This window comes from Thermodesulfobacteriota bacterium, from assembly GCA_035325995.1.
Classification (GTDB): domain Bacteria; phylum Desulfobacterota_D; class UBA1144; order Nemesobacterales; family UBA2774; genus JADLGH01.
Map to the genome: position 1 here is coordinate 50,629 of DAOKYU010000001.1, position 23,285 is coordinate 73,913.

Annotated in this window: 17 protein-coding genes; 15 read left to right on the forward strand and 2 right to left on the reverse strand. The window is 60.9% G+C overall.

Going from position 1 to position 23,285, the window contains the following annotated elements:
• Positions 1–48 precede the first annotated feature (48 nt).
• Positions 49–1,653 carry a hypothetical protein gene (locus PKC29_00240; GenBank protein HML93840.1) on the forward strand — a complete coding sequence of 535 codons (1,605 nt, stop codon included), beginning with the start codon at positions 49–51 and terminating at the stop codon, positions 1,651–1,653.
• Positions 1,650–3,230, forward strand: coding sequence for a minor capsid protein (locus PKC29_00245; GenBank protein ID HML93841.1), 1,581 nt, complete (start codon positions 1,650–1,652; stop codon positions 3,228–3,230). Before PKC29_00240 ends, PKC29_00245 begins: the two co-directional genes overlap by 4 nt.
• Here the strand turns inward: PKC29_00245 and PKC29_00250 are convergent.
• Complete coding sequence (locus PKC29_00250; protein HML93842.1) at positions 3,211–8,064, reverse strand: AAA domain-containing protein; 4,854 nt, start codon at positions 8,062–8,064, stop codon at positions 3,211–3,213. The genes PKC29_00245 and PKC29_00250 overlap by 20 nt on opposite strands.
• Positions 8,061–8,267, reverse strand: coding sequence for a helix-turn-helix domain-containing protein (locus tag PKC29_00255; GenBank protein HML93843.1), 207 nt, complete (start codon positions 8,265–8,267; stop codon positions 8,061–8,063). The genes PKC29_00250 and PKC29_00255 overlap by 4 nt, the downstream gene beginning before the upstream one ends.
• Before the next feature lie 244 nt (positions 8,268–8,511).
• Between PKC29_00255 and PKC29_00260 the strand changes: the two genes are divergently transcribed.
• From PKC29_00260 to PKC29_00320, 13 genes are all read left to right on the forward strand, one after another.
• Positions 8,512–12,375, forward strand: coding sequence for a DNA adenine methylase (locus PKC29_00260; protein HML93844.1), 3,864 nt, complete (start codon positions 8,512–8,514; stop codon positions 12,373–12,375).
• 16 nt (positions 12,376–12,391) lie between these two features.
• Positions 12,392–12,754 carry a hypothetical protein gene (locus PKC29_00265; protein ID HML93845.1) on the forward strand — a complete coding sequence of 121 codons (363 nt, stop codon included), beginning with the start codon at positions 12,392–12,394 and terminating at the stop codon, positions 12,752–12,754.
• A gap of 18 nt (positions 12,755–12,772) precedes the next feature.
• Positions 12,773–13,636, forward strand: a complete 864-nt coding sequence (locus PKC29_00270) for a hypothetical protein (protein HML93846.1) — start codon at positions 12,773–12,775, stop codon at positions 13,634–13,636.
• Positions 13,637–13,654: 18 nt separating this feature from the next.
• On the forward strand, positions 13,655–14,011 hold the full coding sequence (locus PKC29_00275) for a hypothetical protein (protein ID HML93847.1): 357 nt from the start codon (positions 13,655–13,657) through the stop codon (positions 14,009–14,011).
• Positions 13,998–14,456 carry a hypothetical protein gene (locus PKC29_00280; protein HML93848.1) on the forward strand — a complete coding sequence of 153 codons (459 nt, stop codon included), beginning with the start codon at positions 13,998–14,000 and terminating at the stop codon, positions 14,454–14,456. The genes PKC29_00275 and PKC29_00280 overlap by 14 nt, the downstream gene beginning before the upstream one ends.
• Positions 14,453–14,815, forward strand: coding sequence for a hypothetical protein (locus tag PKC29_00285; GenBank protein HML93849.1), 363 nt, complete (start codon positions 14,453–14,455; stop codon positions 14,813–14,815). Before PKC29_00280 ends, PKC29_00285 begins: the two co-directional genes overlap by 4 nt.
• Positions 14,805–15,290: a hypothetical protein gene (locus PKC29_00290; GenBank protein HML93850.1), complete on the forward strand. Its 486-nt coding sequence runs from the start codon at positions 14,805–14,807 to the stop codon at positions 15,288–15,290. The genes PKC29_00285 and PKC29_00290 overlap by 11 nt, the downstream gene beginning before the upstream one ends.
• A gap of 74 nt (positions 15,291–15,364) precedes the next feature.
• Positions 15,365–15,913: a hypothetical protein gene (locus tag PKC29_00295; GenBank protein HML93851.1), complete on the forward strand. Its 549-nt coding sequence runs from the start codon at positions 15,365–15,367 to the stop codon at positions 15,911–15,913.
• A gap of 17 nt (positions 15,914–15,930) precedes the next feature.
• Positions 15,931–16,200, forward strand: coding sequence for a hypothetical protein (locus PKC29_00300; GenBank protein ID HML93852.1), 270 nt, complete (start codon positions 15,931–15,933; stop codon positions 16,198–16,200).
• A gap of 3 nt (positions 16,201–16,203) precedes the next feature.
• Positions 16,204–18,060 (forward strand): phage tail sheath C-terminal domain-containing protein, encoded by a 1,857-nt coding sequence (locus PKC29_00305; protein HML93853.1) that lies wholly within the window; start codon positions 16,204–16,206, stop codon positions 18,058–18,060.
• Between the two features lie 11 nt (positions 18,061–18,071).
• Positions 18,072–18,533, forward strand: a complete 462-nt coding sequence (locus PKC29_00310) for a phage tail protein (GenBank protein HML93854.1) — start codon at positions 18,072–18,074, stop codon at positions 18,531–18,533.
• A gap of 16 nt (positions 18,534–18,549) precedes the next feature.
• Positions 18,550–19,227, forward strand: a complete 678-nt coding sequence (locus tag PKC29_00315; GenBank protein ID HML93855.1) for a hypothetical protein — start codon at positions 18,550–18,552, stop codon at positions 19,225–19,227.
• A 145-nt stretch (positions 19,228–19,372) separates the two neighbouring features.
• Positions 19,373–23,278 (forward strand): phage tail tape measure protein, encoded by a 3,906-nt coding sequence (locus tag PKC29_00320; GenBank protein ID HML93856.1) that lies wholly within the window; start codon positions 19,373–19,375, stop codon positions 23,276–23,278.
• Positions 23,279–23,285 lie beyond the last annotated feature (7 nt).

A 23,285-nucleotide genomic window follows, 5' to 3' on the forward strand; every position in this document is an offset into this window, starting at 1 on the left:
ACGGCGCGAATGTCGCGCCCACAAGGGCAAGAAACCGAGAGGACCCCGGTGGAAACACGAAGCAACTCGACACCCGACAGCCCGGCATCCGGATCGGGCGCTGAGCCGACGCCGCTTTCAGCGGACGGTCTGGTGCTCGTTCCTCTGGCAGCCGCCGCGGCCTTGGACCCGTCCGTGTTCAGCAAGGTCAACGCCTCCGAAGCGATCCCGGCTTCCTGGGAGGACCGGGCGCGCAAGGCCTGGGAGTACTACCTCGAAGAACCGCTGGTGAAGAACTGCGTCAACTCCTGGCGCACCTTCGCCGTGGGCGAAGAAATCAAGATCGCGGGCGATGACGAGAAGGTGAAATGGGAGGCCGTGGATGTCGCCGACCGCCTGAGCGTCTCCGAGTTCGTTAAGGACATGATTCTCCAGCTTCTGGTCAAGGGCGACGCCGTCGGATTCAAACGCTACACCAAGGACGGCAAGGACTTGGAGGAACTGGTCTGCGTCAACCCGGTGTCGGTCAGGGTCAAGTACGCCCAAGGGCGGCTCGTCGAAGCCCGGCAGACGCCGGAAGACAATCCCGCCGCGGACGAGGGACTGGACCTTCCCGTGGAGCAGGTGCTCCATCTCAAGTGGGACGCGCCGGCCTTCTCGCCACGGGGCAACTCGCTCGTCCTTCCCGCGTTCCAGTCCATCGAACTCCTCCGCGACTACCGCCGGGCCGAACAGGCCATCGCCAAGCGCTGGGCCACGCCATTCAGGCTTCTCAAAGTCGGTGGCGCGTTCGGCCAGAAGATGGTCATGCCCGACCAGAAGATGCTCGAACAGGTCCGGGACATGGTCAACAAGATGGACCTCAAGAGCGGCTTGGTCGTCCCTTTCTACGTCACGGTCGAGACCCACGGCACCGAGGGGCAGGTCCTCAACGTCGAGGACAAGGTCAAGGAGGTGAAGGAGGACATCGTCGTGGCGCTAGGCCTCTCGCGGTCGCTGGTGACCGGGGACGGCCCGAACTTCGCCACGGCCTCGGTGAGCCTCCAGAAGATGCTGGTGATGATCCGGGAGATCAAGCAGGCCGCCCGGAGCATCCTGAACTGGATATTCAACGACTGGCTGGAGCTCAAAGGCTGGGAAGACAAGACGCTCCAGTTCCTGTTCAACGACCTCGATCCCTCGGACGCGGTCGATTTCAAGCGCCTGCTCATCGAGCTCTACGACCGCAAGCTCATCAGCCGTTCGAGCCTGCAACTGAAGATGGACCTCGACCCTGACATCGAGGCGGCCAACCGGGAGACCGAGAAGCGCTCGGTGGACATGCTCGACGAAAAGCAGATCAAGCCCATCGTCGATATGGTGACCGCCGGAATCATGGGCGTCGAGACGGCCCAGGAGATGCTCGGCCTCGACCCGGCGAAGAACCCGACGGGAAGTCGCGCCGAGGCATCGTGGGCCGGGCCGTTCGCCCGCGCAAGCATCGCCGCCGTCTGTGATGACTGTGTGCATTTCGACGGTGATCTCAACCACTGCCGGGTCCAACGAAACGAAACCACCTTCGACACCCCGGTCTGCCGCTTCTTCGACCCGAAAACCGCCGCGATGGAACGCGGCTCCGACCGGGAGAAGGAACCTACGTCCCGGCAGGCAGCATGCCGGGAGTGCGGGGGATGATCGGTGCGCTCGCGGCCAAACGTCCCCTCTCCCAAGCCGAGGCCATTCGCCTGGCCACGGAGAAGAGTGTCCGCGCACGCAATCTCTATACGGAGCAAACGGTCGCCGAGCTGACCGCGATGCTCGCCGCCGCCGAAGAGGAGGTGCGCCGCGCCATCCTCCGCTACAAGAGCCTCGGTTCCCTTCCCGATAACAAACTCGCTGCTCTCGAAGGCCTCAAGAAACTGCAAGCCGACATCCAGGAGACCACGAGCCGGCTGCACCGGGAGCAGACGCTGCTTTTCCGGAAGACGGCCAAGACATCCTTCCGCCAGGGCGTCTACCGCGGCATCGACGAATTCGCCGCGGCCCAGCTTCCCTTCTATCGTGACCTGACCCCGGAGGGCATCGACAAGCTCGCCGCCCGAGTGTTCACCCTGGTGGACACCGATGCCCTCGATTTCATGACCAACTACAACTTGGTCCTGGCCGGCGACGTCAACCGCGAGCTGGCCGACGGCATCAAACGGGTCGTGATGGGCGGCGTCGTCACCGGCAAGGGCGTGGAGGACATCGTCCGCGACCTCGGGCGCGTGGTGAAGAACCCTGAGTCCTTCCGCTACGCCGGTTCCAAGGTGTTCACCAAAGCGCAGTATCGCATGGAGGTGATAGCCCGCACGGAGGTCCTGCGCGCCCATAACCAGGGGCGACTCAAGTTCCACGACCGGGTCGGAGTTCGGAAGCTCGAATGGATGACCATGGAGGACGAGCGGGTTTGCCCCGTCTGCGGGCCGCTGGACGGCAAGGTGTTCGACACGAACCGCTTTCCCCAGCAACCGGCCCATCCCAACTGCCGCTGCACAAGCGTGGTCGCTTGGCCCCTGGTGATCTGCGGAGGAGAGCTGGGGGCGAAAGCCGCGGCTGAACCCGCCGCGTGCATCATCCCGCCCCAGGCCATCGAAGAGCAGGCGAAGGCCAAGGCGGCGGAAGACGCGAAGCTCAAGGCAGCCTTCGAAGGCGGACAGATCGCCGACCTGAACACTCTAAGCGTGAAGCAACTCCAGACCCTGGCCAAGCAGAACGGCGTCTCCATCGCCCGGACCAAAGCCGACTTCATCCATCTGCTCGACGCGGCGGAGCCGGGCGTGGACCACTCCACCCTCTCCGGAGCCGCCCTCGACGCCAAGCTCAAACAACACAAGATCGGCCTGCTCCGCACCAAGGACGACCTGATTCAACTCCTGGCGCAGAAACAGGCGTCCCTCAAGCAGGCGCAGCAACTGGCGGACCAGCTCAAGAAGATTCCGCCGAGCAGCGGGCTGCATGACCTCACCGTGGTCGAACTCCAGGAGATGGCCAAAGCCAAGGGCGTCTCCCTCAACATGACCAAGCAGGACGTGATCGACCTGCTCGACGAGTTGGAACCCGGCGTCGATCACAAGGCGCTCCAAGGCGCGACCCTGATCGACGCCAAGAAGAAGCACCACATCGGCCCGCTCAAGAACAAGCAGCAGCTTGTCAAGGCGCTGGAAAAGGCGGCCGGTGAGGAACTGGCGGAAAAGGCCAAGAAGGAACGGCCTAATATTTCAGAATCCTGATTCGATTATTCTTGGCCTTGTATTTTTCAATAATTCCCTGCTCCTCCAGTGCATTGAGACAGCGCATCACTCGGCGCTCAAAAGTTTTGCGAGGATTACCGCGTGTCAATACCCCTACTTCCTTAAGTATGCGAGACGTCATGGAATGCAGTGTACATGAATGATTCGGGCACTTCGCTAATGCTGAACGGATAGCTGTTTGTATTTCCTCGTTAGTTATTTCCTCCACTCGGCGTCCTGATGGACTGAAGTTGTTATCGGAATCGCCGGATAATATTTCTCCATCGTCGTAATCGTTTTCATCATCGTCAGCAGTATCGCTGTCGAACCCACTGAGATCATCATCTTTCAAACCGTCTTCAGTATGCGTATTCCTTTGCCGTGATGCTGAAAAGATGCCCCTTTCCTCCAAAGCTCGCCACAGCCCTGCAAGAGCACCGTCTTTATTGGAGTAAAAGGCCGATTCCCTGATACGATAAAACTCCCATCCGCAACGTTCAAGTTGCCGTTGGCGTTGCATATCAGCCTCATAACGCTCAGCGCCGTGCCAATAGTCTCCATCACACTCGACAGCCAGCCGCGCCTGCCCGCCCTCGACTACGAGATCAATACTCTTTCCCGCAACTTCATACTGTGGAAGCACAGTAAAATCACTGCGAAGAAGCTCCAAGGCAACGTCGACCTCGAACCAGCTTTCGAATGGCGCGGGAGGATTCACTACGCGCCGATTATCATACGAAGCTCTCCGCTCCAGCTCGTTCCGGTCGATACCGGCAATCTGTAGTGGCCTTGTGTTCTCGAAAAATTCGAGCAACCGCCGCCGTAAGTCATGCACACTAAGATCATCACAGGTAACCGAATGGAAAAGAATCATTTGATCGCGGGCCCGACTGGCCGCGACATTGAAGCGGCGCTCGTCCGCTGGTTTCGTCAGAGGACCAATTCTTTCGTTGCTGGCCGCTACAAGCGACAAGATCATGATGTCCCGCTCGTCGCCCTGGAAGCTGTAGGGATTGCCGCAGACCAAGCGTCGTCGTTCCATTTCCTCAGCCCCCAATTGTTCGAATAGTTGGTTTTCGATCAAGGCCGCTTGCGCTTCGCCTTGAAGAACTACTACGCCCATCGTCTTGCCGTCGTACCGGTTGTCGCCGCACATCTCGACAACCCTTTGGACGATGGCTTCGGCTTCCGGTCGATTGATTATTCGGTTATTTGAACCTTCGCGATACCCGCCGTTCACAAAAACATGCTCTAGCGGCGGTAACCGGTTAGGGCCGTACTGCCTCAATGGAATCAGCGGCGTATCCGAATAGCACAGGCTGTTGCTGAAGCGAATGATCTCCGGCATACAGCGGAAATGTTCCCGCAGCGTGATACGTCTGGTTCCATACCGAAGTTTCCCGTGATCGAATAGGCTGCTTTCAATATCGAACGACGACCTGAATTGAAAATCGTGAAGAAACTCTTCCATCAAACGATGAACCGCATCGCGTGGTAAACCCACGGCATCCGGACTGATCTGTTTGTCGTCTCCAACGATCAGTATTTTTTTACCGAGATAGAACAAGGGAAGCGCTTCGACGCCGCATTGCGAAGCCTCATCAACGATAATCACATCGAACATGCCCGGTGCCGGATCAACCGTGTCCCAGACGCGATGGAGTGGCATTACCCATGCCGGAACCGCCTCACGGCATTTATTGAGGTGTTCTTGAGCCTCGCGCCGGTGGCGCGGCGCATGCTTACCCGTTCCCTTGCCAAGCCTCCGCATGGATTGTTGCCAAGCTTCCATGTGTCGGCGATGGTCTTCCTTGAGCCGCGAGAAACAGAACGACCAGGCGTGGATGGCGGCAAGCTTCGCGATAATGCTGTTTATCTCGTCCTCGATTTGTTTGGCGCGCTTGGCAAGTGCCGAAACGTCTTCCTGCCGGATGTAATCCTCGATCCAGTACCTCGCCTGCGCCCAATGCCAGGCATCGCCAATACGCTGGATTCGCTCATCCCAATAGGACTCGTTGTAGGTTTGTTCCAAGGATTTCGTTAACTGAGGGAGCAAAAGACGCAACTTCGAGAGAGATTCGTCCATCTCTTGAAGACTCTGGCGCTGCTTTTCCAAATCCAGCATCGTGTTCGCACGTAGTGCGAACTTCTCAAAGTCGCGGCTGCGAATTGCAGTCAGCAGATCGTTTGTCACGGGATGCACATCGTCCTTGACGGCCATACGGGAAATTTGAGCCTCAATATCTTGGATTGCCTTGGTGGCAAGCCGCTTACGAATACGGGCCGATGCAAGGCGACACGAGAAGACAATCCTTTCAATTTGGGATTCGTCGGCCCATAGGGGCTCGCCCATGTCTGGGCACTGGCTTGTCGCTTCCCGGCACTTGGCTATGATATCTTCGAGCGCCAACGCGTTTTCGAGCGCATCGTACAACACCTTGAGGGCGGTCAGTTGAAGAGCATGCGGCCCTTCAACCTTTTCACTACGCCCTTTCCAGAAACCCCATGCCTTTTCGCATTCAATACGGACGTGTAGCGCATCGGCAAGACTTGAGAAATGCTCGACGGTGGAGCATGGGCGTCCGCCAATCTTCACGGTCTTGATAACGTATAATCGCTCTTTCACCGGTTTGGACCGAAACAACCACCACCCCAGTTTCCCGCCATTCTCCATGTGCTCTTTCAGTTTATATGCGTCTTCATACAACGATCTGATATCTGTAGTGTCCGGGAATTCGATTCGCGTCTCGTCGGCGGACGCAACGATTTTTTCAATCGAGGTAATAACGTTCCGCGTAACACGCAAGAGTTCATGCCACAGGGACGAGTTTCCGCATAGAATATCGCGCAAGGCGTCGCTCATCCATGAATGTGGCATTGCGAGAAGTCTTCTTCGAGTGTCCCGAAAAAATGAGAACGTCTTAAGAATTGACTCAATGCTCGAAGGATTGCTCCTTGCCAGCAGATCGGCTAACCGATCGTCGACCCCACGCGATGCGTTCTGCTCTTCTTCGATTGCGCTTGCCTCATTCCTCACGAGTTCGGCAAATCGCTCTGGGGATGGCAACGTCTCAGGCTCAGGCCATGCAAGGTCCAATTCCTGGCGCTTCTCTGGTGTGAATTGGCACAACGCTTCAAGAACGCTTTGCAGATCGTTTGCGGTTATTGGACATATCTTGTCTAAAGGAACGGTATCCGTAAACCATTCGTAATCGGCTCGATTCTGGTTCACGACCTCAGCGATTCTGGCCGCCGTCCCACGATAGGCTCCCTCCGCGATGGACTGGGTATGCGTTTCGGACTCCCGGATGTCACGGAGCCGCCGGTTGACCTCCTCCTTCTTCTCACGGAGTTTCCGCAAGCGTTCCTCAAGTTCCGTGCGCTCTTGCTCGGCGTGGTCCTCGTTGCATTCCTCATTCTTGCGAAGAATGCCGCTAACACTGGATTCGAGAGAGCGGCGTTCCTCAAGTCCGCTGCCAAGAAGATTGATACATAGTGGCCGCAACTCATCAGGTATAAGTCCTTCAAGAACCTGAAGGGCACGCGGCGTTTTCGCCGTGATGAGCGTTCGCTGTCCCGTGGCAAGCAGATGGCAAATCAGATTGGCAATGGTATGTGATTTTCCGGTGCCCGGCGGCCCTTGCACGAGTACGCCGCTTGCAGTTCGAATCTTGTCAACAATGCGGCGCTGCTCATCGTTCGATGGTTTGGGGAAAAAGATTTCACCATCGAATGCAGCGTTTGCCTCTTCCGGCCCATTTGGCAATTCGAGGCCGTCCTTCGGACGGATTTCCGCGAGGTCCGCGAATTCGCCGGGGATGTCTTCGCCGTGCTCGATTTGTTCCTTGATCCGTTTTAAGGTTTCGGTAAGACCTTTAGCGGAACGCTTTCGCAGGATCAAAGCTGGAGCATATTCCACTATGGGCTTCGCCGAGGCGCGGACGTTTTTCGCTTCCAGCGAGCTGTCATAATCGCCTTGTGAGCTGATCGAATGCACCAAGGCTTGAAGGACGCCTTCGACACAGCCTTTTTCCCAAGGATCGTCTTGGGCTGCAGCCAGTGCCCCCTTCGCAGTCTCCTCAGCGCGTGCCGGTTGTTCCTCGATATCCAGCATATCCAGTTCGGGGCGCAGCTTGGCACCCTCTGTGTGGGGACGGACGGTGAATTTCCCCAAGCGGGCCTCAAACTCCAGAATGGCGTCGGCTACAACCAAATGACGCCGGACGCGCTGCCCGTTGGGCGTCTGCCATGTCAGCAACCCCATACCGAGCACCAATTCGTATTCCTCGCCGAGCCGAAGTTGCTCCTGATGAATGGCAAAGAGAGCGGAATAGACCTTGTGTACTTTCTCCCATGAATTGTGTTCTTCCGTCCACGGCAGCCATTTGTCTTCGACATACCGATCCCATGCCTGTTGAATCTCGGGATGCTCTTCAAGATGTTCGGTGTGCGGGATGGTTTTTGGCTGGTCCGAATCCTCGCGCCAGTCGAGGTTTGGGATTTGCCGGGTAATCTCTGTGAGGAGTTCGGGCAGGTCGTTCTTGTTTCGGAGCGATGGAAGGCTCACCCAATCCTTGCACTGAGCGGGAACCACGGGCAATTCCGGCTCCCGCCGATTCTGTACTTCCAGCCATTCATCCGGCTCGTGTTCCTCTTCACGTCCCCATGCCTGCGTGAAGCAATCGCGCTCATGCGGAAGATCCGATATCCAAAGTACTTTCTCGTAGTCGGCAATGTCGCGGATCAACTTCGTGCGCAATGACGCCAATCGAAGCAGATAATCGACCAATCGAACGGCTTTTTCATTCGAGCTTTGAGCTGAGGAGGGGTTCATTCCGTTCCTCCGGTTTGCTCCTTATCCGCCGCTGGCCTCTGACTCTTCATCCATTGGTCGATTTCCTCCCGGTCGAAGCGCCATTGGTTGCCGACCTTGGATGCCGGGATGTCCCCCTCCTGCGCCATGCGGTAAAGCTTGGTCCGGCCCATCTTCAGGTATTCGGCCAGTTCTTCTATTGTCAACCACTTTGTTCGGTCCATCTGCATCCTCTGCTCATGGTCGCGTCTTTGCCATGAAACGATAATGAATGATAGCAGCCGGCACATTCCGTGTCAAACCAAAAAGTCGGGCCGCGTCTCCTGATCCCCCTCCGACACTTTCCGACGGTCTCCGGTAGGTATCCAAGCGACAGGGCTCTCGGCCTGATTTCGGGGTTCACCCCGGGCACGGACCGACCGCCCACCGGCATCAACCGGATTTGTCGCGACATGACCGGAGAACCGAATGGAGCTTTTCGCAACCGACCGTGAACGGCTGGCGTTCCTCCTCGAAACGGACGCCGCCCTTGACCTGGACTTCGAGGCGCTCGAGGCCCAGGGCGAGGCGGCTGCCGAGGAGCCGTCGCCGGAAGAGCGGCCTAAATACATCACCAACTACATCGGCTCGAAGCAGAAGCTGGTCGACTGGATTTGGAAACACACGCCGGAGGGGGTGGAATCCGCGGCCGACGCCTTCTCTGGTTCGGCGGTCGTGGCCTACATGTACAAGACCAAGGGGCTGCGGGTCCTGGCCAACGACCGGCTGCGCTACTGCCACCACGCGGCCCGGGCGATCATCGAGAACGACAACGTCCGGCTCGGCGACGAGGAAATTGAAGCGCTGCTCGCCGACAACCCGAAGGCGGGCACCTTCGTCCGGGACAACTTCAAGGGCATCTTCTTCGCCAAGGGCGTCCACGGTCTGATCGACACGATCCGTGCCAACGTCGACAAGCTCTCGGGCTTCAAGAAAGACATCGCTCTCTTCGCCCTGGGCAAGACCTGCATGTCCGGCAAGGGCGGCTTCGGGCATTTCTCGTCGTCGACCCGCTACGGCAAGCGCGAGGACACCCCGGAGGAATTCAAGGAGCGGCTGTGCAAGAACGTGGCCCGCATCAACGCCCTCGTGTTCGACAACGGCAAGGAGTGCAAGGCATCCCGCAAGGACATCAACGACTTCCTGCCGGAGGCCAAGGCCGACCTCGCCTATTTCGATCCGCCCTATGCTACGGAGTTCTCGACCACCAACTACGAAAAATCCTACCACTTCGTGGAAGGGCTGATGACCTATTGGGAGGGGCTCACCCTCGTCGAGGATTCCAAGACCAAGCACTACGAGACCGACCACAAGACCGTGACCCGGGCCAACGCCGCGGAGTTCTTCGAGTCCTTCCTCGGAAACGCCAAGCATATCCCGCACTGGCTGATTTCATACCGCGACCACGCCTATCCGAACGAATCGGAGATGCGGCGGATCATCGCCTCCCTGGGACGGGATTCGTCGATGCGCTCCCACGATCACCATTACGCCATCACATCCCGGCACGGCGAGGCGTCCCACGCCAAGGAACGTCTGTTCATCTGCCGCAGAGCCGAAGGTGCGGAGCGGTCCGCCAAGGCGTCCACAGAGGACAGCCTGCGGGCAGAAGCCGTCTGGGAGGAAACCGCGAATGAGGTCCGCTTCCGCGTCCGGAACCCGGACGAGTTCGAACCCGACAGCTTCCGCCGCAAGCCCCTGGAGGGCGTCGACGGCGTTGCGATCATCATCGGACGCTTGAAAAAGGAGTTCGTGCCCGAAGGCGGCAATCCGCGCTCCATGGTGCTGCAGGCCTACCGGTTCGTCCGCAAGACGGAGAAGAACCCGGACGGCTGGACCATGGAAAAAGCCAAGGAGTGGATCGACAAGCACGAAGCCGGACGGGCCGTGGATGCCGCCCTGCGCGTGGAGGAGAACCTGATCGCTCTGGCGGATGCGCCGCTGGGCGAATCGCTGGACCTCTTGAGCTGCCAGGCCGGGAAAGCGGAATCGGTCCGCGTCACCGGTTTCATGGGCAGCAAGTACCTGATGCTCGGCTGGATCGAAAGCCATGTCCCCAAGGACGCGGAGAGCATCCTCGATGCTTTTTCAGGCGGGGCCAACGTCGCCTATCACTTCAAACGCAAAGGGCTGAAAGTCATCGCCAACGATCTCCTGCGGTATCCCCACCATCTGGCGCGGGCCGTGGTGGAGAACTCCAGCGAGACTCTGAGCGACGAGGACGTGGACCGAATCCTCGCCCCCAATGCGGACGCTGGCACCTTTATCGTCGATCACTTCTACGGCTACTACTACACCAAGCCGGTGCTCCGGTGGCTCGACCAAGTCTGGGCGAACATCCAGAAGCTTCACGGCTACAAGAAAGATCTGGCGCTGGCCGCGCTCGGCACCACCGTCAAGGCGAAGAGCGCCTTCGGTCAGTTCTCGCGGTCCAAGATGCACCGCAAGGCCGACCTCGACACGGATGCCAGCCTGGAGCAATCCCAGCTCTCCAATCCGCCGCTGTCCAAGTTCATCGAGTCGTTCCGGCGCTCGGTGGGCCAGCTCAACCGGCTCGTCTTCGACAACGGCAAAGAGTGCAAGGCCTTCAACCTGGATGCGGCCGAAGCGGTCCGGCGGTTCGGCGCGGACGTTCTGTATCTGGACCCGCCCTACGTCACCGAGTTCGGCAGCAACGATTACGAGGACTCCCTGCATTTCATCGAGGGTCTCATGACCCGCTGGGCGGACAAGGAACTCCAGGACAATCCCCGCCGCAACTATCCGTCCCGGACGCGTTACACCAAGGAATCGATCCGTTCCCTGATGGAGACGATGGCAGCCGACGCCCGGGGCAAATACGGCACGGTGCTCCTCTCGTACCGCGACCGGGCTTTCCCGCGGGAAGAGGAAATCAAGGAGATATTCGCCGAGCACTACGGTCTCGTCCGTGTCCGCGGCATGGAGGTGGACTACAACATCGCCAAGGACATCGGCCGGGAAGGCAAACACGCCCGGGAACTGCTCTTCGTCGCTTCCAAATCACGCGGTGCGGCGCGCTCCAAAGCGGATACGCGGGCACCGGCGGCATGTCACACCTCGTTCCCTGTGGAGCTGTCTATCGATACGTTCACCGGGCTCCAGACCGAAGCGGCGGCATTGGACCAGGCCGCGGGCGATCCGCAGTTCACCTTCATCCTCTGCCGGGCCGGCACGAACAAGAACGGCGACCACTTCACCCCAGACGAACTGGCCGCCCGCTACATGACGGCGGTCAACAAGAAGATCGACCTGAAGCATTCCCAGGATTTCACCGACATCGTCGGCGGCATCGTGGGGGCGGATTACGTCGAGGACGAAAGCGGCGGCCGGATCGAGTGCGCGGGCGAACTCTATGTCTCCGACAGCCCGCACGCGCAGTTGGCCTACAAGCTCATCCGCAAAGGGATCATCTCCCAGGTCTCCATGGAATGCGACTACGAGGAAGGCGAGTGCTCGATCTGCGGCAAACGCGTCGTTTCGAAGAGCGATTACTGCGTCCACCTGCGCAAGAACAAAGGCGGCGAGCTCCAAGGGCAGCCCGTCTACGAAATCCTCCACGGCGTCACTTTCACCGGGCTCGGGCTCCTCGACCGCAAAGGCGCGGACGAGAACGCCCGCATCCTGAAAGTCGCCGCGGCGGAAAACGATGGTTCGACAACCCACTCTGAAGGAGGTCCGACAATGGACGAGAAACACAAGGAAACCGAGGAACGGGAAGCGGATGCCGCCAAGAAGAAGGACGACGGCGGCGGCGGGACCGCGCCCGATGACAAGACCCGGCTCAAGGAACTGGAGCGGGAGAACAAGGAACTCAAACAGCAGGTTCTCGCGCTGCAGAAGCAGCTCGAGGAACTGGAGGCGGAGAAAAAGGCCGCCGCGAACCGGAGCCGAGCCCAGAAGCTTCTGCGCAAGATCGAAAAGAGCGGGCTGGCATTCGAGAGCGACGAGGATCGCGAACAGGAGCTGATCCGTCTGGCCGGTCTCTCCGACGACGCCTTCGCCGCCAGCGAAGCCGCGTTGGAGCGGATGATGAAGGCCGGTCCCCGCGCTCACGCCGACGACAAGGACGCCAAGGACCGAGGAGCCGGAGCGGAAACCGCGAAGGCTTCATCCGGCGGCGACGATCCGCCTCTTCGCAGCGACGCGGGCGTCCGTCCGAAGGACGTGGAAGACAAAAAGACGAGCCTCGAGGACCGGCTGAAGAGCGGCTTCATGGCAGCCTACCGGCAGCGAGTGGCGACGGCGACCGGCGAACCGGTTTCGACCAACTGACAAAGGAGGAATGACCATGGCTTTCATCAATCCCAATCACCGGGGCCTCGCATACGGCGACGGCTACCTGCAGGGCGACGGCCAACTCGGCCAGGTGGTGAGGATCGTCGGCAACGACCTCTTCGCCGTGAACACCACGCCGACGGCCAAGTCCTTCGGCATTCTGATCAAGGACTACAAGAACGGAGAGATGCCCGGCATCTACTGCATGGGCGGCGTCTACGAGACCGACGTCTTCGAGGGGACCGTGAATCCCGGCGACGACCTGAAGGTTTCGGCCAACGGCAAACTCACCGCGGGCGTGCAGGCGGGCGAGGAAGTCATCGCCCGGGCCGTCTCCGTCTCCGGCGGAACGATCAAGTTCCGGCTGCTCATCTGATTACAGGAGGAAAACGATATGGAGACGATCCGCATGAACGTGCACAGCCAGGAATACATGGAGACGATGGCGCGCCTGATGTCCGAGGCGCTCGAGTCCCCGGAAGGGATGCGCGCGCTGGCTGCGGCCATCGCCGAGCCCATCGAACAGGAAATCAAACGCAAGGAGATCTCTTCGCTCCTGCTCACGAAGCACACCCTGCCCAAGGGAGAGCGTCCTCTTTACCAGAAGAAGCCCAAAGTGAAGGCCTACTGGATTTCCACCGAAGGCGAGGCTCAGGAGCAGGAAGTCGGCAAGGACGAAGTGGAGTTCCCGACAAACCGCATCCACTCCGCTCCCATGGTCGACGTTTCGGTGCTCAAGAACGGCAACATCGGCACCCTGATGGACATCCAGACCTCGGCCGCGGACGAAATCCGCAAGGAGATCGACAAGCGGACCATTACGGTGCTTTCGGCGGCGGTGCCCGCGGCCAACACCGTGGAGGTGACCGGCGCGACCCTCACCGAGGAGGCGCTCAACGAGGCGATTTCCATCATCGAGGACCTCGAGTTGACGGTGAAATACATCGTCATGCGGGGCCGGCGCTTCAATGACCTGCGGGGCTGGAATCTCGACCCGGAAACCAAGGCCGAGCTGCGTGCCAAGGGCGTGATCAAGAACTACGGGACCGGCGGCATTCTCTTGACCGCCGCGCAGGCCATCGACGAGGTGCTGCTCATCCCCGACGAGGAGGTGGGCAAGTTGCCGGTGCGCGAGAATCTCAAGACCGAAGCCATCGAGCAGAAGACCCGCTTCAAGACGGGCTGGCTCGTCTGGTCGGAACTGGGGCAAGGCATCACCCGCCCGGACATTCTCGCCAAAATCAAAATTCTCGGCTGACGGAGGTGAACCGTGACCGTGAAACTGAAGAACATCCGGCCGGGAGTTTTGATCATCGCCGATGTGAAGCTGCGCCTTGATCCGGGCCAGGCCTTCGAAACGGAGTCGATCTCCCCTCAGATGGAGTCGGCATTGTCCGCGGGAAGGCTCGCCCGGATGGACGGCAAGGACGATCCCCGGAAACAGGGCGAAAGCCCTCCGACCGGTATTCAAGAGGAAGACCTTTCTGGACTCACCGCAGCCGAAGCTATCTCCCGGATCGGCACGGAAGGCGATCCCGACAAGCTCAAAGCCCACCTGGCGGGTGAAAAACGCAGGACGGTGATCGACGCCCTCAAGAAGCGGCTGACGGAGGTGGAAGGTGGCGCTGGCTGATCTCGTCGCCGTTCTCCGGACCGATCTGTCCGATCCACAGGGTGAGCTGTTCACTGACGATGTCCTTTCCCGCTGCATCCTGAAAGGCGTCTATCGTCTGGCGCGCGACCTGGAAACCTCTCTTTCCATCGTGAACGGAGAGGTGGTTCCCGAGCCGGAAGGCGAACCGCGCGAGCTGCTGCTCCTGTTGGGCCAGATTCATGCCTGCCAGGTCATGCGGGCTCAGACCGCCAACGCCTTCGCCTTTTCCAGCGGCGACAAGCGGGTGGACAAAACCAAGCAGCCGGAGCACTGGGCCGGGCTCGAGGAAGATCTCAAGGCCGTGTACAAACAGCGGCTGAGTGAAATCAAACCGGGAGCCGCCGCATCCCCCGAGGACTACATCATCACGCCCGGCGGACTCGCGCCGGTCATTTACGATCAAGGAAGCGAGATTGAACTGTGACCCTGCTGAGCGATCCCGAGAAAGCGTCTGCCGTAGGGGACGTAAAGGAATTGATCCTGGCAAGCTCACAGGAAGCCGCATTGCTGCGTGCAGTCCCCGGTGAGCGATTGTATGGATCGGACGACGCCTCGTTCACTGAAGTGGAGGCCTTTCCGCTCGAGTTCATCGAGACGCCTCCGGAAGATCTCGCCAACAAGATCGACGCCACGGCCTGCGTGCTCCCCGGTCTGGACGTGAGAGCGGAAGACCGGGTGCGCAGCGGCACAGACGTCTTCCGGGTACAGACCGTCGTGGAAGAGCGTCTCTTCGGCGTCGTGACCCACAAGGTGCTGAAGCTGGTGCGCATCCATGGGAGTTAAGCGTTTCGGCGATTGGGAACAGGCGAAAGCAAAGCTGGCCGCCAATCCCGGAGCCCGACTCGCCCTGGCGATCCGGCAGGCGACCATCAAGAACGCGCTTCTCCTCGTCCGCGAGATCAAACGCGGCATCCGGTCCCAGGCTCCCGGCGGAAAGGCGTTCGTCAAGTTGGCCGAGAGCACCATCGCACGCAAGGGTTCCAGCAAGGCCCTGATCGATACCGGCTTCCTCGTCAATTCGATCACTCAGCGCATCCTCTCGGACCGGGCTTTCGTGGGACTCCTGCGCGGCACTGTCAACAAGGACGGCGACGACCTGGTGAACATCGGCGCGGTGATGGAATACGGAGCCACCATCCAGCACCCCAACGGCGCGGTGATCGTCATCCCGCCCCGTCCATTCCTGCATCCCACGATGGAAAAGTACCGCGAGCAGATCATCGAGAACTACCGACAGGCGATCCGCGCGGCTCTCTGATCCCCGCCGACACTTCCCGGCCGCCTCCGGTAGGTATCCAGCGGAAACATTCGCTTGAACCGGAGGAACCTGACTTGGAAACCGTTCGCACAGTCATCGAAAACCTGATCCGCCTGGTCAAGGCGGAGATCGACCCGGACGCGCTGCTCGTTGCTGCGGACGACGTCTTCGAGGTGCCCAACGTTCCGAGCTTGATTCTGCAAGGACCGACGCTGGCTGAAAACGGAGACCGACGCACCATGGCCCGTATGCAGGAAAAGGACATCCCGAACCTCGTTTATGAGGAGTGCCGGTATCCCCGGCTCTACCACCTCGACTTCGACGTCATCGTCACCGCCGGTCACGAAGGTGAACTGCTGGACCTCCAGGAAAGAGTGTCCCGTTTCTATCAGCTCCACCCGATCCTGGCCGTGGAAGACCGAGGCTTCCTCAACCTGACGGAGATCGTTCCCTTGGGCGGATTGCGACGGGTGAACCTGTCGAACCTGCGCCAGAGCAGCGGCCGCTGCCGGATCGAGGACTGTCCGGTTTACGACGGCCTCGTCGAAACGGGCCCGCTCATCAAAGACCGGCGGTTCGAGTTCCGGGACGGCGTCGAGGAGGATCGGCTCCATACCCCATGAAACAAGGAGGAACCACTGTGATCGAAATCAAGAATCTTCTGTTCCAACCGCTCACGTTCCACCTGGCGGGAGGCGGCCGGGGGCTTCATCTGAATCCCCGCGAGCGCAGAACGCTGGAAGAGGACGACATTTCCCCCGAGATCGATGCCGCGGCAAAGCGGGGCTTCGTGTCGCTGACGTCGTCGCCGCCGACCGTTCCCGAACCCGAGACGCCGCGGGAAGAGCCGGTCGAGACCGAGACGGGAAACACCGGCGCAAACGGCGGCAAACGTCGGAAACGGAGGTAACCCATGGGCACGTATCTTTCACCGGGCATCTATACCCGTGAAGTCGACTTCAGCTTTTACGTCAAGCAAATATCCACCTCCTCCTGCGGCATGGTGGGTGTGGCCGAACGCGGCCCTATCAACAAACCCGTTCTGGTCACGAGCTGGGAGCAGTTCATCAACAAGTTCGGCTCCTACCTGCAGGCCGGATACCTCGCCTACGCCGCAAGGGCGTTCTTCGACAACGGCGGCTCCGTCCTTTTCGTGAACCGCATCGCCCATCTGACCGATCCCACGGACCGGAACACCCTGACCGCCGTGAAGGCGCAAGCTATCCTCAGGGACCGGCGCGCGGCGACGGCGTCACTCGCAACCGGCACCGTCGGCACGGATCGAATCGCGTGGCGGGCGATTCAGCCGGGGGCCGCGGGAAACGCCGTCTCCGTCGAATTCGTCGTTTCGGGAAACGATACGCCACTCTCCGTCGAGGTCTTGGGACAAGCAATCACCGTGAACCTGGCGACCGACGGCGCGGGTGATCCTGTATCCACAGCGGACCAGGTGGTCGCCGCGGTCGTCGGGTCTCCGTATGCCTCCGTGCTGGTCACGGCGGAAACGCAGGAGACGGGCATCGTCCAAGCCGCGGCCTTGGCAAACTTGTCCGGAGGCATGGACGCGATGGACACGCTCAGGGTGCGGGCGGCCGACGAAGGAACCTGGGGCGAGCGTCTCTCCGTCCAGGTCGAAGACGGTTCTCTCGATCCGAGCGGCGCTTTCAACCTGGTGGTCCGCCACAAAGGTGAGGTCGTGGAGGTCTTCAAGGACCTCTCGATGGACGAAGCGGCTTCGAATCATGTAGAGCTTGTCGTCAACGAACGGTCGGATTTCATCACCGTCGAGGACCTTGGAACCGCATCCGGCCTTCCGTTGGACCGGCCGGTGATCGGGGTGTTCGACCTTTCGGGAGGAGACGACGGTCTTACCGGGCTCGACGATGCCGACTACTCCGGCGATCCCTCCCAGCACACAGGCTTCTACGCCTTCGACGAGATCGACGCGCTGAATCTGGTCATGGCTCCGGGCGTCACGACCGCCGAGGTGATCCATGCCGGCATCACCTACGCGGAAAACCGCCAGGACCTCATGTTTCTCGCCGAAGCGCCCATTCACCTCGAACCCCTGGAAGCGGTCGACTTCCGCAAGGGCCAGGGGATGTATTCCCATGGGGCCTTCAACTCGTCTTATGCCGCGCTCTACTATCCCTGGATCGAGATCAACGACCCGGTGACCGGCAAGCGCAAGCTCGTTCCGCCCAGCGGAGCCGTGGCCGGGTGCTACGCCCGCAGCGACAAGAAGACCCACGTCTGGTACGCGCCCGCGGGCATCGACCGCGGCCGGGTCTTCAACGCCTTGTCCCTGGGCTACAAGACCAGCCGGGGCGAGCGGGACGTCCTCTATCCCGAAGGTGTCAATGTGATCGCTTCCTTCCCCGACAGCGGCATCAACATCTGGGGACAGAAGACCCTGCAAAGCCAGCCCTCGGCCCTCGACCGCGTCAACGTGCGGCGGCTGATGATGTTCATCGAGGAAGCCATCGCCGAATCCTCGCGTTTCGTGGTCTTCGAACCCAACAACCCGCAGACCTGGCGGGCGCTGATCCGGCTGATCAACCCCTTCATGCAGGACATCAAGGACAAGGGCGGGCTCTACGACTTCGCCGTCCAGTGCGACGAGGAGACCAACACCCCGGCCGTGATCGACCGCAACGAACTCGTGGCGCGCGTCTTCGTCAAGCCGACCAAGACGGCGGAATTCATCGAGCTCAACTTCGTGCTCACCGCCACGGGGGCAGATTTCAAAGAGATATTCAAGACCGGGTAAGGAGGTAAGTCATGCGCAGCGGCAACATGCCCAAGAGTCTGTATCAGAACTGGCAATTCGCCGTCGAGGTAAACGGCTTCGACGTGGCGCTCTTCAAGAAGGGCCAGGAACCCAAGACCGAGTTCGAGGAGGTGGCCTTCGCGCCCGCCGGTTCCATGTTCGACCAGAAGGTGGCCGGACGGGTCAAGTTCGAGGACATCACCCTGGAGAAAGGAATTCTCCAGGACGGTTCCGACGAGGCCGCCAGGGAGTGGATCAAGAAACAGGTGGACGTCAACGCCGTGGTCGGCGGCCTGCCCAACGACTACATGCGCGACATCGACCTCGTCCGCTACGACCGAACCGGCAACGAAACGCGACGGTGGACCCTGCACGGCGCGTGGATCAAGGTCCTGGAGTACGACGAACTCGAGGGCGCGAACACGGACAACACCATCGAGAAGCTCAGCATTTGCTTCCAGTATTGGACCTGATCCGAGGAGGTAGATCATGCACACCTTTGAATTGCCGAGCGGCATCGAGATCGAGCTCCGGGAGATGACCGGAGCCGAGGAGGAGCTGCTCACCAACCAGCGTCTCATCCGCACCGGCGACGCCGTGAACCAGGTGCTCAAGAACTGCATCGTGCGGCTGGGGGACAACGACGAACCGACGGTCAAGGATGTGCTGGACCTCCTCTCCGGGGACCGGCTGTTCATTCTGGTGCGCCTTCGTCAGATCTCGCTCGGCGACGAGGTCGAGCTGGAACTGACCTGCCCGAACACCGCCTGCCGGGCGGCGAACGCCGTCACGGTCAACCTCGAGGAACTGGAGGTCACGCCTTACGGAGAGGAACGGGAGTTCGCGTTCACGCTGCCCGGTTCCGGAGGCAAGGTCCGGTTCGGTTATTTGGACGGCCACAAGGAGAAACGCCTGGCCGCACTCAAAGAGCCTTCCATCTCCTCGGCCATGTTGATCCGAATCATCGACATGGACGGAGCGCCGCCGACCAAAAAGATCATGAACGACATGTCGATGCGGGACCGCGGCGCCCTCCGCCAGGAGATGCTGAGGGTGGACGCGGGAATCGACACGACCGTGGAGACCGACTGCCAATCGTGCGGGACGCGCATCCGCACCCGGCTGGAGGCTGAACCGGGTTTTTTGTTTCCCGGAGTTCGCTTGTAAGGGACGCGTTTTTCCTCGCCTACGGCGGGCTCCACTGGAGTTTCTCGGAAACACGGGCGCTGCCGCTCTCGGTCCGCCGCGAATTCGTGGAGGCACTGGAGCGGCAGCTTGCTTTTGAGCGTGAAGAAATGGAGCGCAGGCGCACATGAATGGAGATCTCGGACTCGGCGTCATCGTCTCGATGAAGGACGCGTTCTCGCAGAACGCGGCCCGGGTCCAGTCGTCCATGCAGTCCCTGGACGAGACGGTGGCCGCCTCCAGCGAGCGGATGACGCGCAACCTCGACCGCATCCAACAGGGCACCATGATGATCGGCGCGGGGCTGGCGCTCATGGCCGTGCCCGCGGGGCTCATCGCCTCCACCGCCGCGACCCAGAAAGCCCTGGGCGAAATTGCGTCACTCGGAATCAAGGACCTTCGGGCTCTCGAGGACGCCGCCGAGAGCTTCACCAACACCTGGGCCGGATACAGCAAGGCTGAATTCATCGGCGCGGCCTACGACGTAAAGTCGGCGTTGTCGAGCCTCTCCGACGAAGCCGTGGGCACCTTCTCCGCCATGGCCGCGCTCACCGCCAAGGCCACCAAGGCCAGCATCCAGGAGATGGTCGGCACCTTCACCACCGGGTACGGCATCTTCAAGCCGATCATGTCGGGCATGACCGACATGGAGTGGGCCAAGGCTTTCTCCGGAGCCATGGCTCAGACCGTAGCGTCCTTCAAGACCACCGGGGCGCAGATGGCTGAAGCCGTCAAAAACATCGGCGCGGTCGCCGCCGCTTCCAACATCCCGCTTCAGGAACAACTGGCTATTCTCGGGCAATTGCAGACCACCATGCCCGGTTCGGAAGCCGGAACACTCTACAAGGCTTTCATCATGAAGGCGGCCGAGGCCGGTGAACAATTGGGATTGTCCTTCGTGGATTCCACAGGAAGGCTCAAAGGGGTCATCCCCATTCTTCAAGAGATCAAGTCGCGCTTTCCGGACCTTACCCAGGCCGCCGCGCAGGTCCAGATCAAGAAGGCCTTCGGCTCCGATGAGGCGGTGAAGTTCCTGCTCCAGATGTCCCAGGGAATGGAGTCCCTGGAGGGCAACATCCGCACCATCGAACAGGCGATGAAGAGCGGCACCGCCGTCACCGAGGAAATGGCGCGGGCCATGAACATGGATATCGGCAGTCAGTTCCAGCTTTTGCGCCAGCAGGTCGGAAACCTCGCTGAAATCCTCGGCCGCACGCTTCTGCCGGTGGTGACTCCGGTTATCCAGGGGATATCGAAAGCCGTCCTGTTCTTCCAGAGGCTCGCACGTTCGATGCCGGGGTTGACCAGAGTCCTCTTGACCTTGTCCATCGCCCTGGGTGCCGTGCTGGTCGTCGTCGGGGGAGTCATCGCCGCGGCCGGGACCATCGGCCTCATGCTCCCCGCCATCAAGGCGGGGCTTGCCGCCATGGGCGCGGCAATCGCCGGTGTGGGAAGCACGTTCGCCGCATACTTCCTTCCGGTGGTCGCGATCATCGGCGGTGTGGTGCTCGCCGTTTATCTCCTCAAGCGGGCTTGGGAGACCAACTTCGCCGGCATCAGGGACACCATCCTCGGCGCATGGGAAAAGGTGCAACTCGTATTCCAGGGAATCCGGGCGCTCGTTACATCGCTTTCCGGCGGAGCCGGAACCATGTCGGCCGACCTGGCCCAGAAGCTCGAACAGGCCGGACTGATGGGACTGGTGGTCACGGTCTTCCGCATCTACTACCGGGTGCGCCAGTTTCTGACCGGCTTGTGGGAGGCATTCTCCGATGCGTTCGGAAATATCAGGGCGATTCTCGAACCCGCGGTCCGGGCGCTCATGCAGGCTTACGGCATGCTGTACAAAGCGATCTTCTCGGTCCTTGAAATCTTCGGCTTGGCGGCCTCTTCCGCCGACGCCTCCTCCTGCCGGAGTCTCGGGGAGACCCTCGGCACGGTTCTCGGTGTGATCGCCAAGGTCGGCGCGTATCTCCTCAAGTTCGTCATCTACAACCTGGCGGCCGTCATCACGGTGGTGGCTTGGGTGGTGCGCGCGGTCGTCTGGCTCGGCAAGACCATCGTCACCGCCTTCATCGAGGCGGGGAAGTTCATCTACAAGTTCTTCCTGCCGGTCCGGCTTTTGGTCGAGGCGTTCCGCATGGCGGCCCGGGTCGTCTATGCAGTCTGGCAGGTCCTCACCGGCGACATCTCCGTGCTCGACGGGCTCAAGGCCGTCGGCGGCGCGGTCTTTGATTTCCTGGCCACGCCGTTCCGCTGGGCCCGGGACGTGATCGCCGGTGTCTGGGATTTCATCAAGGGACTCTTCTCCGCCGTCGGAAGTTTTTTCGCTTCCGCGGCATCGGCTTTGGCTGCAGCCTTCATGGACCTGCCTCTGGTCCGGACGCTGGCCGATGTCTTCGGCGCGGTGCGGGGATTCTTATCCGGCGACACGACTTTCTTCGAGGCGGGCAAGGCGATTCTCGTATCCGTCGGAAAAGGCATCTGGTCGGCGGTCACCTATCCGTTCGAGATGCTCAAGAAGGCTCTCGGGTGGCTCCGCAGACTGCTGCCTTTTTCAGACGCGGAGACCGGTCCGTTGTCGGACCTCACCGCTTCCGGCGCAGCCGTTGTCAAGACGCTGGCCAAGGGAATGCTCGGCGTCCTCTCCCTGCCGGGCAAGGTGCTGGGTCTGGCGATGCAAGGGATGCTGGACGCGGTCCGCTGGGTATGGAACGGTCTGAAAAGCCTGGGAAGCGGCATTCTCTCCGCGGTCACCTGGCCGTTCAGGACAGGGGCGGAAGCCGCATCCGCCGTCTGGCGTAGCGTCAGTACTGCGGCATCGAGCGCTTGGAACGGGCTCATAACGCTCGGGCGTGGAGCTGCGGGCGTGTTGTCCGCGCCCTTCGGTTGGATGCAGTCCGCAGCCGGGACCGCATGGAACGGCATCGCGAGCGCCGCAATCGGATTCTGGGGGAGCCTCGGGAGCATCGGGCGTACGGCTTGGTCGCTCGTCAGCACGCCCTTTTCGTGGATCGCAGTTTCCGCGGGAGAGGCCTGGGACCGGGTTCAAACCTCAGCCGGCGCAGCCTGGGATGGAATCGCCAACCTTCTGCAGGGTGGATGGAGCCGGATCGGTTCGCTGTTCCAGTCGTCTTGGCCGCTTCTTTCCGCGCCCTTCGACTGGATCGCCGGAAGTGTTTCCTCCGCCTGGAGCCGGATCACCGGCACGGCGTCGACGGCATGGGACACTCTCAAGACCATGGCGCAGAGCGCCTGGGAGTGGATCAAAGCCCCGTTCGAGGGGTTGGCATCGGCCGCATCGTCCGCATGGGAACAAGTGAAGACCGCCGCTTCGAGCGCCTTCGGGTCTCTGGCGTCCAGCGTATCCTCGCTGGCTGGCTCGGCGTTCGAGAGCGGCAGGGCGTTCATGACCGCGGTGGGCGACGGCATCAAGTCCGCCGTGAGCGCGCCGTACCAGGCCGCCAAGTCGGCCCTTTCGTTCGTGCGGAATCTGCTGCCTTTCTCCGATGCCAAGGAAGGCCCGCTCGCGGACTTGACCCGAAGCGGCGCTGCGCTGATTCAGACCCTGGCCGGAGGCATCACCAAGGCTGCGTCCGCGCCCGCCGAGGCCATGACCCGCGCATTCGGATTCATGACCGGGCTGACCGGCAAGATCGCCGCTCCGGCCATGTTGGCGGGAACCCTGGCGCTCACACCGGTCATGGCGGCAGAAGCTCCGACGCTTGCCTCTTCCTTGGAAAGCACCGGAGCGGCGGTTCCGATGGAGCGACCGGCCACTCGTCTCGCCACCGGACAGGCCCGTCTTCTCGGTGAGACCAAGGGAGCGCTCGGTCCAGAGTCAGGCATGCCCGCCGCACCTCCGGGGGAGACGCTTCGCCCGGTGCTCGAATCCTTGCTGGCGAAGATGGAGCAACTCGGCGAGCGACCCATCGAGGTGTCGGTGACCACGCTGCTCGACGGACGGCAGGTGGCCCGTTCCGTGTACCGGGACCTGCGCGAGCGCAAGATCAAGAACTACGAGACGCTGTGAGGAACGC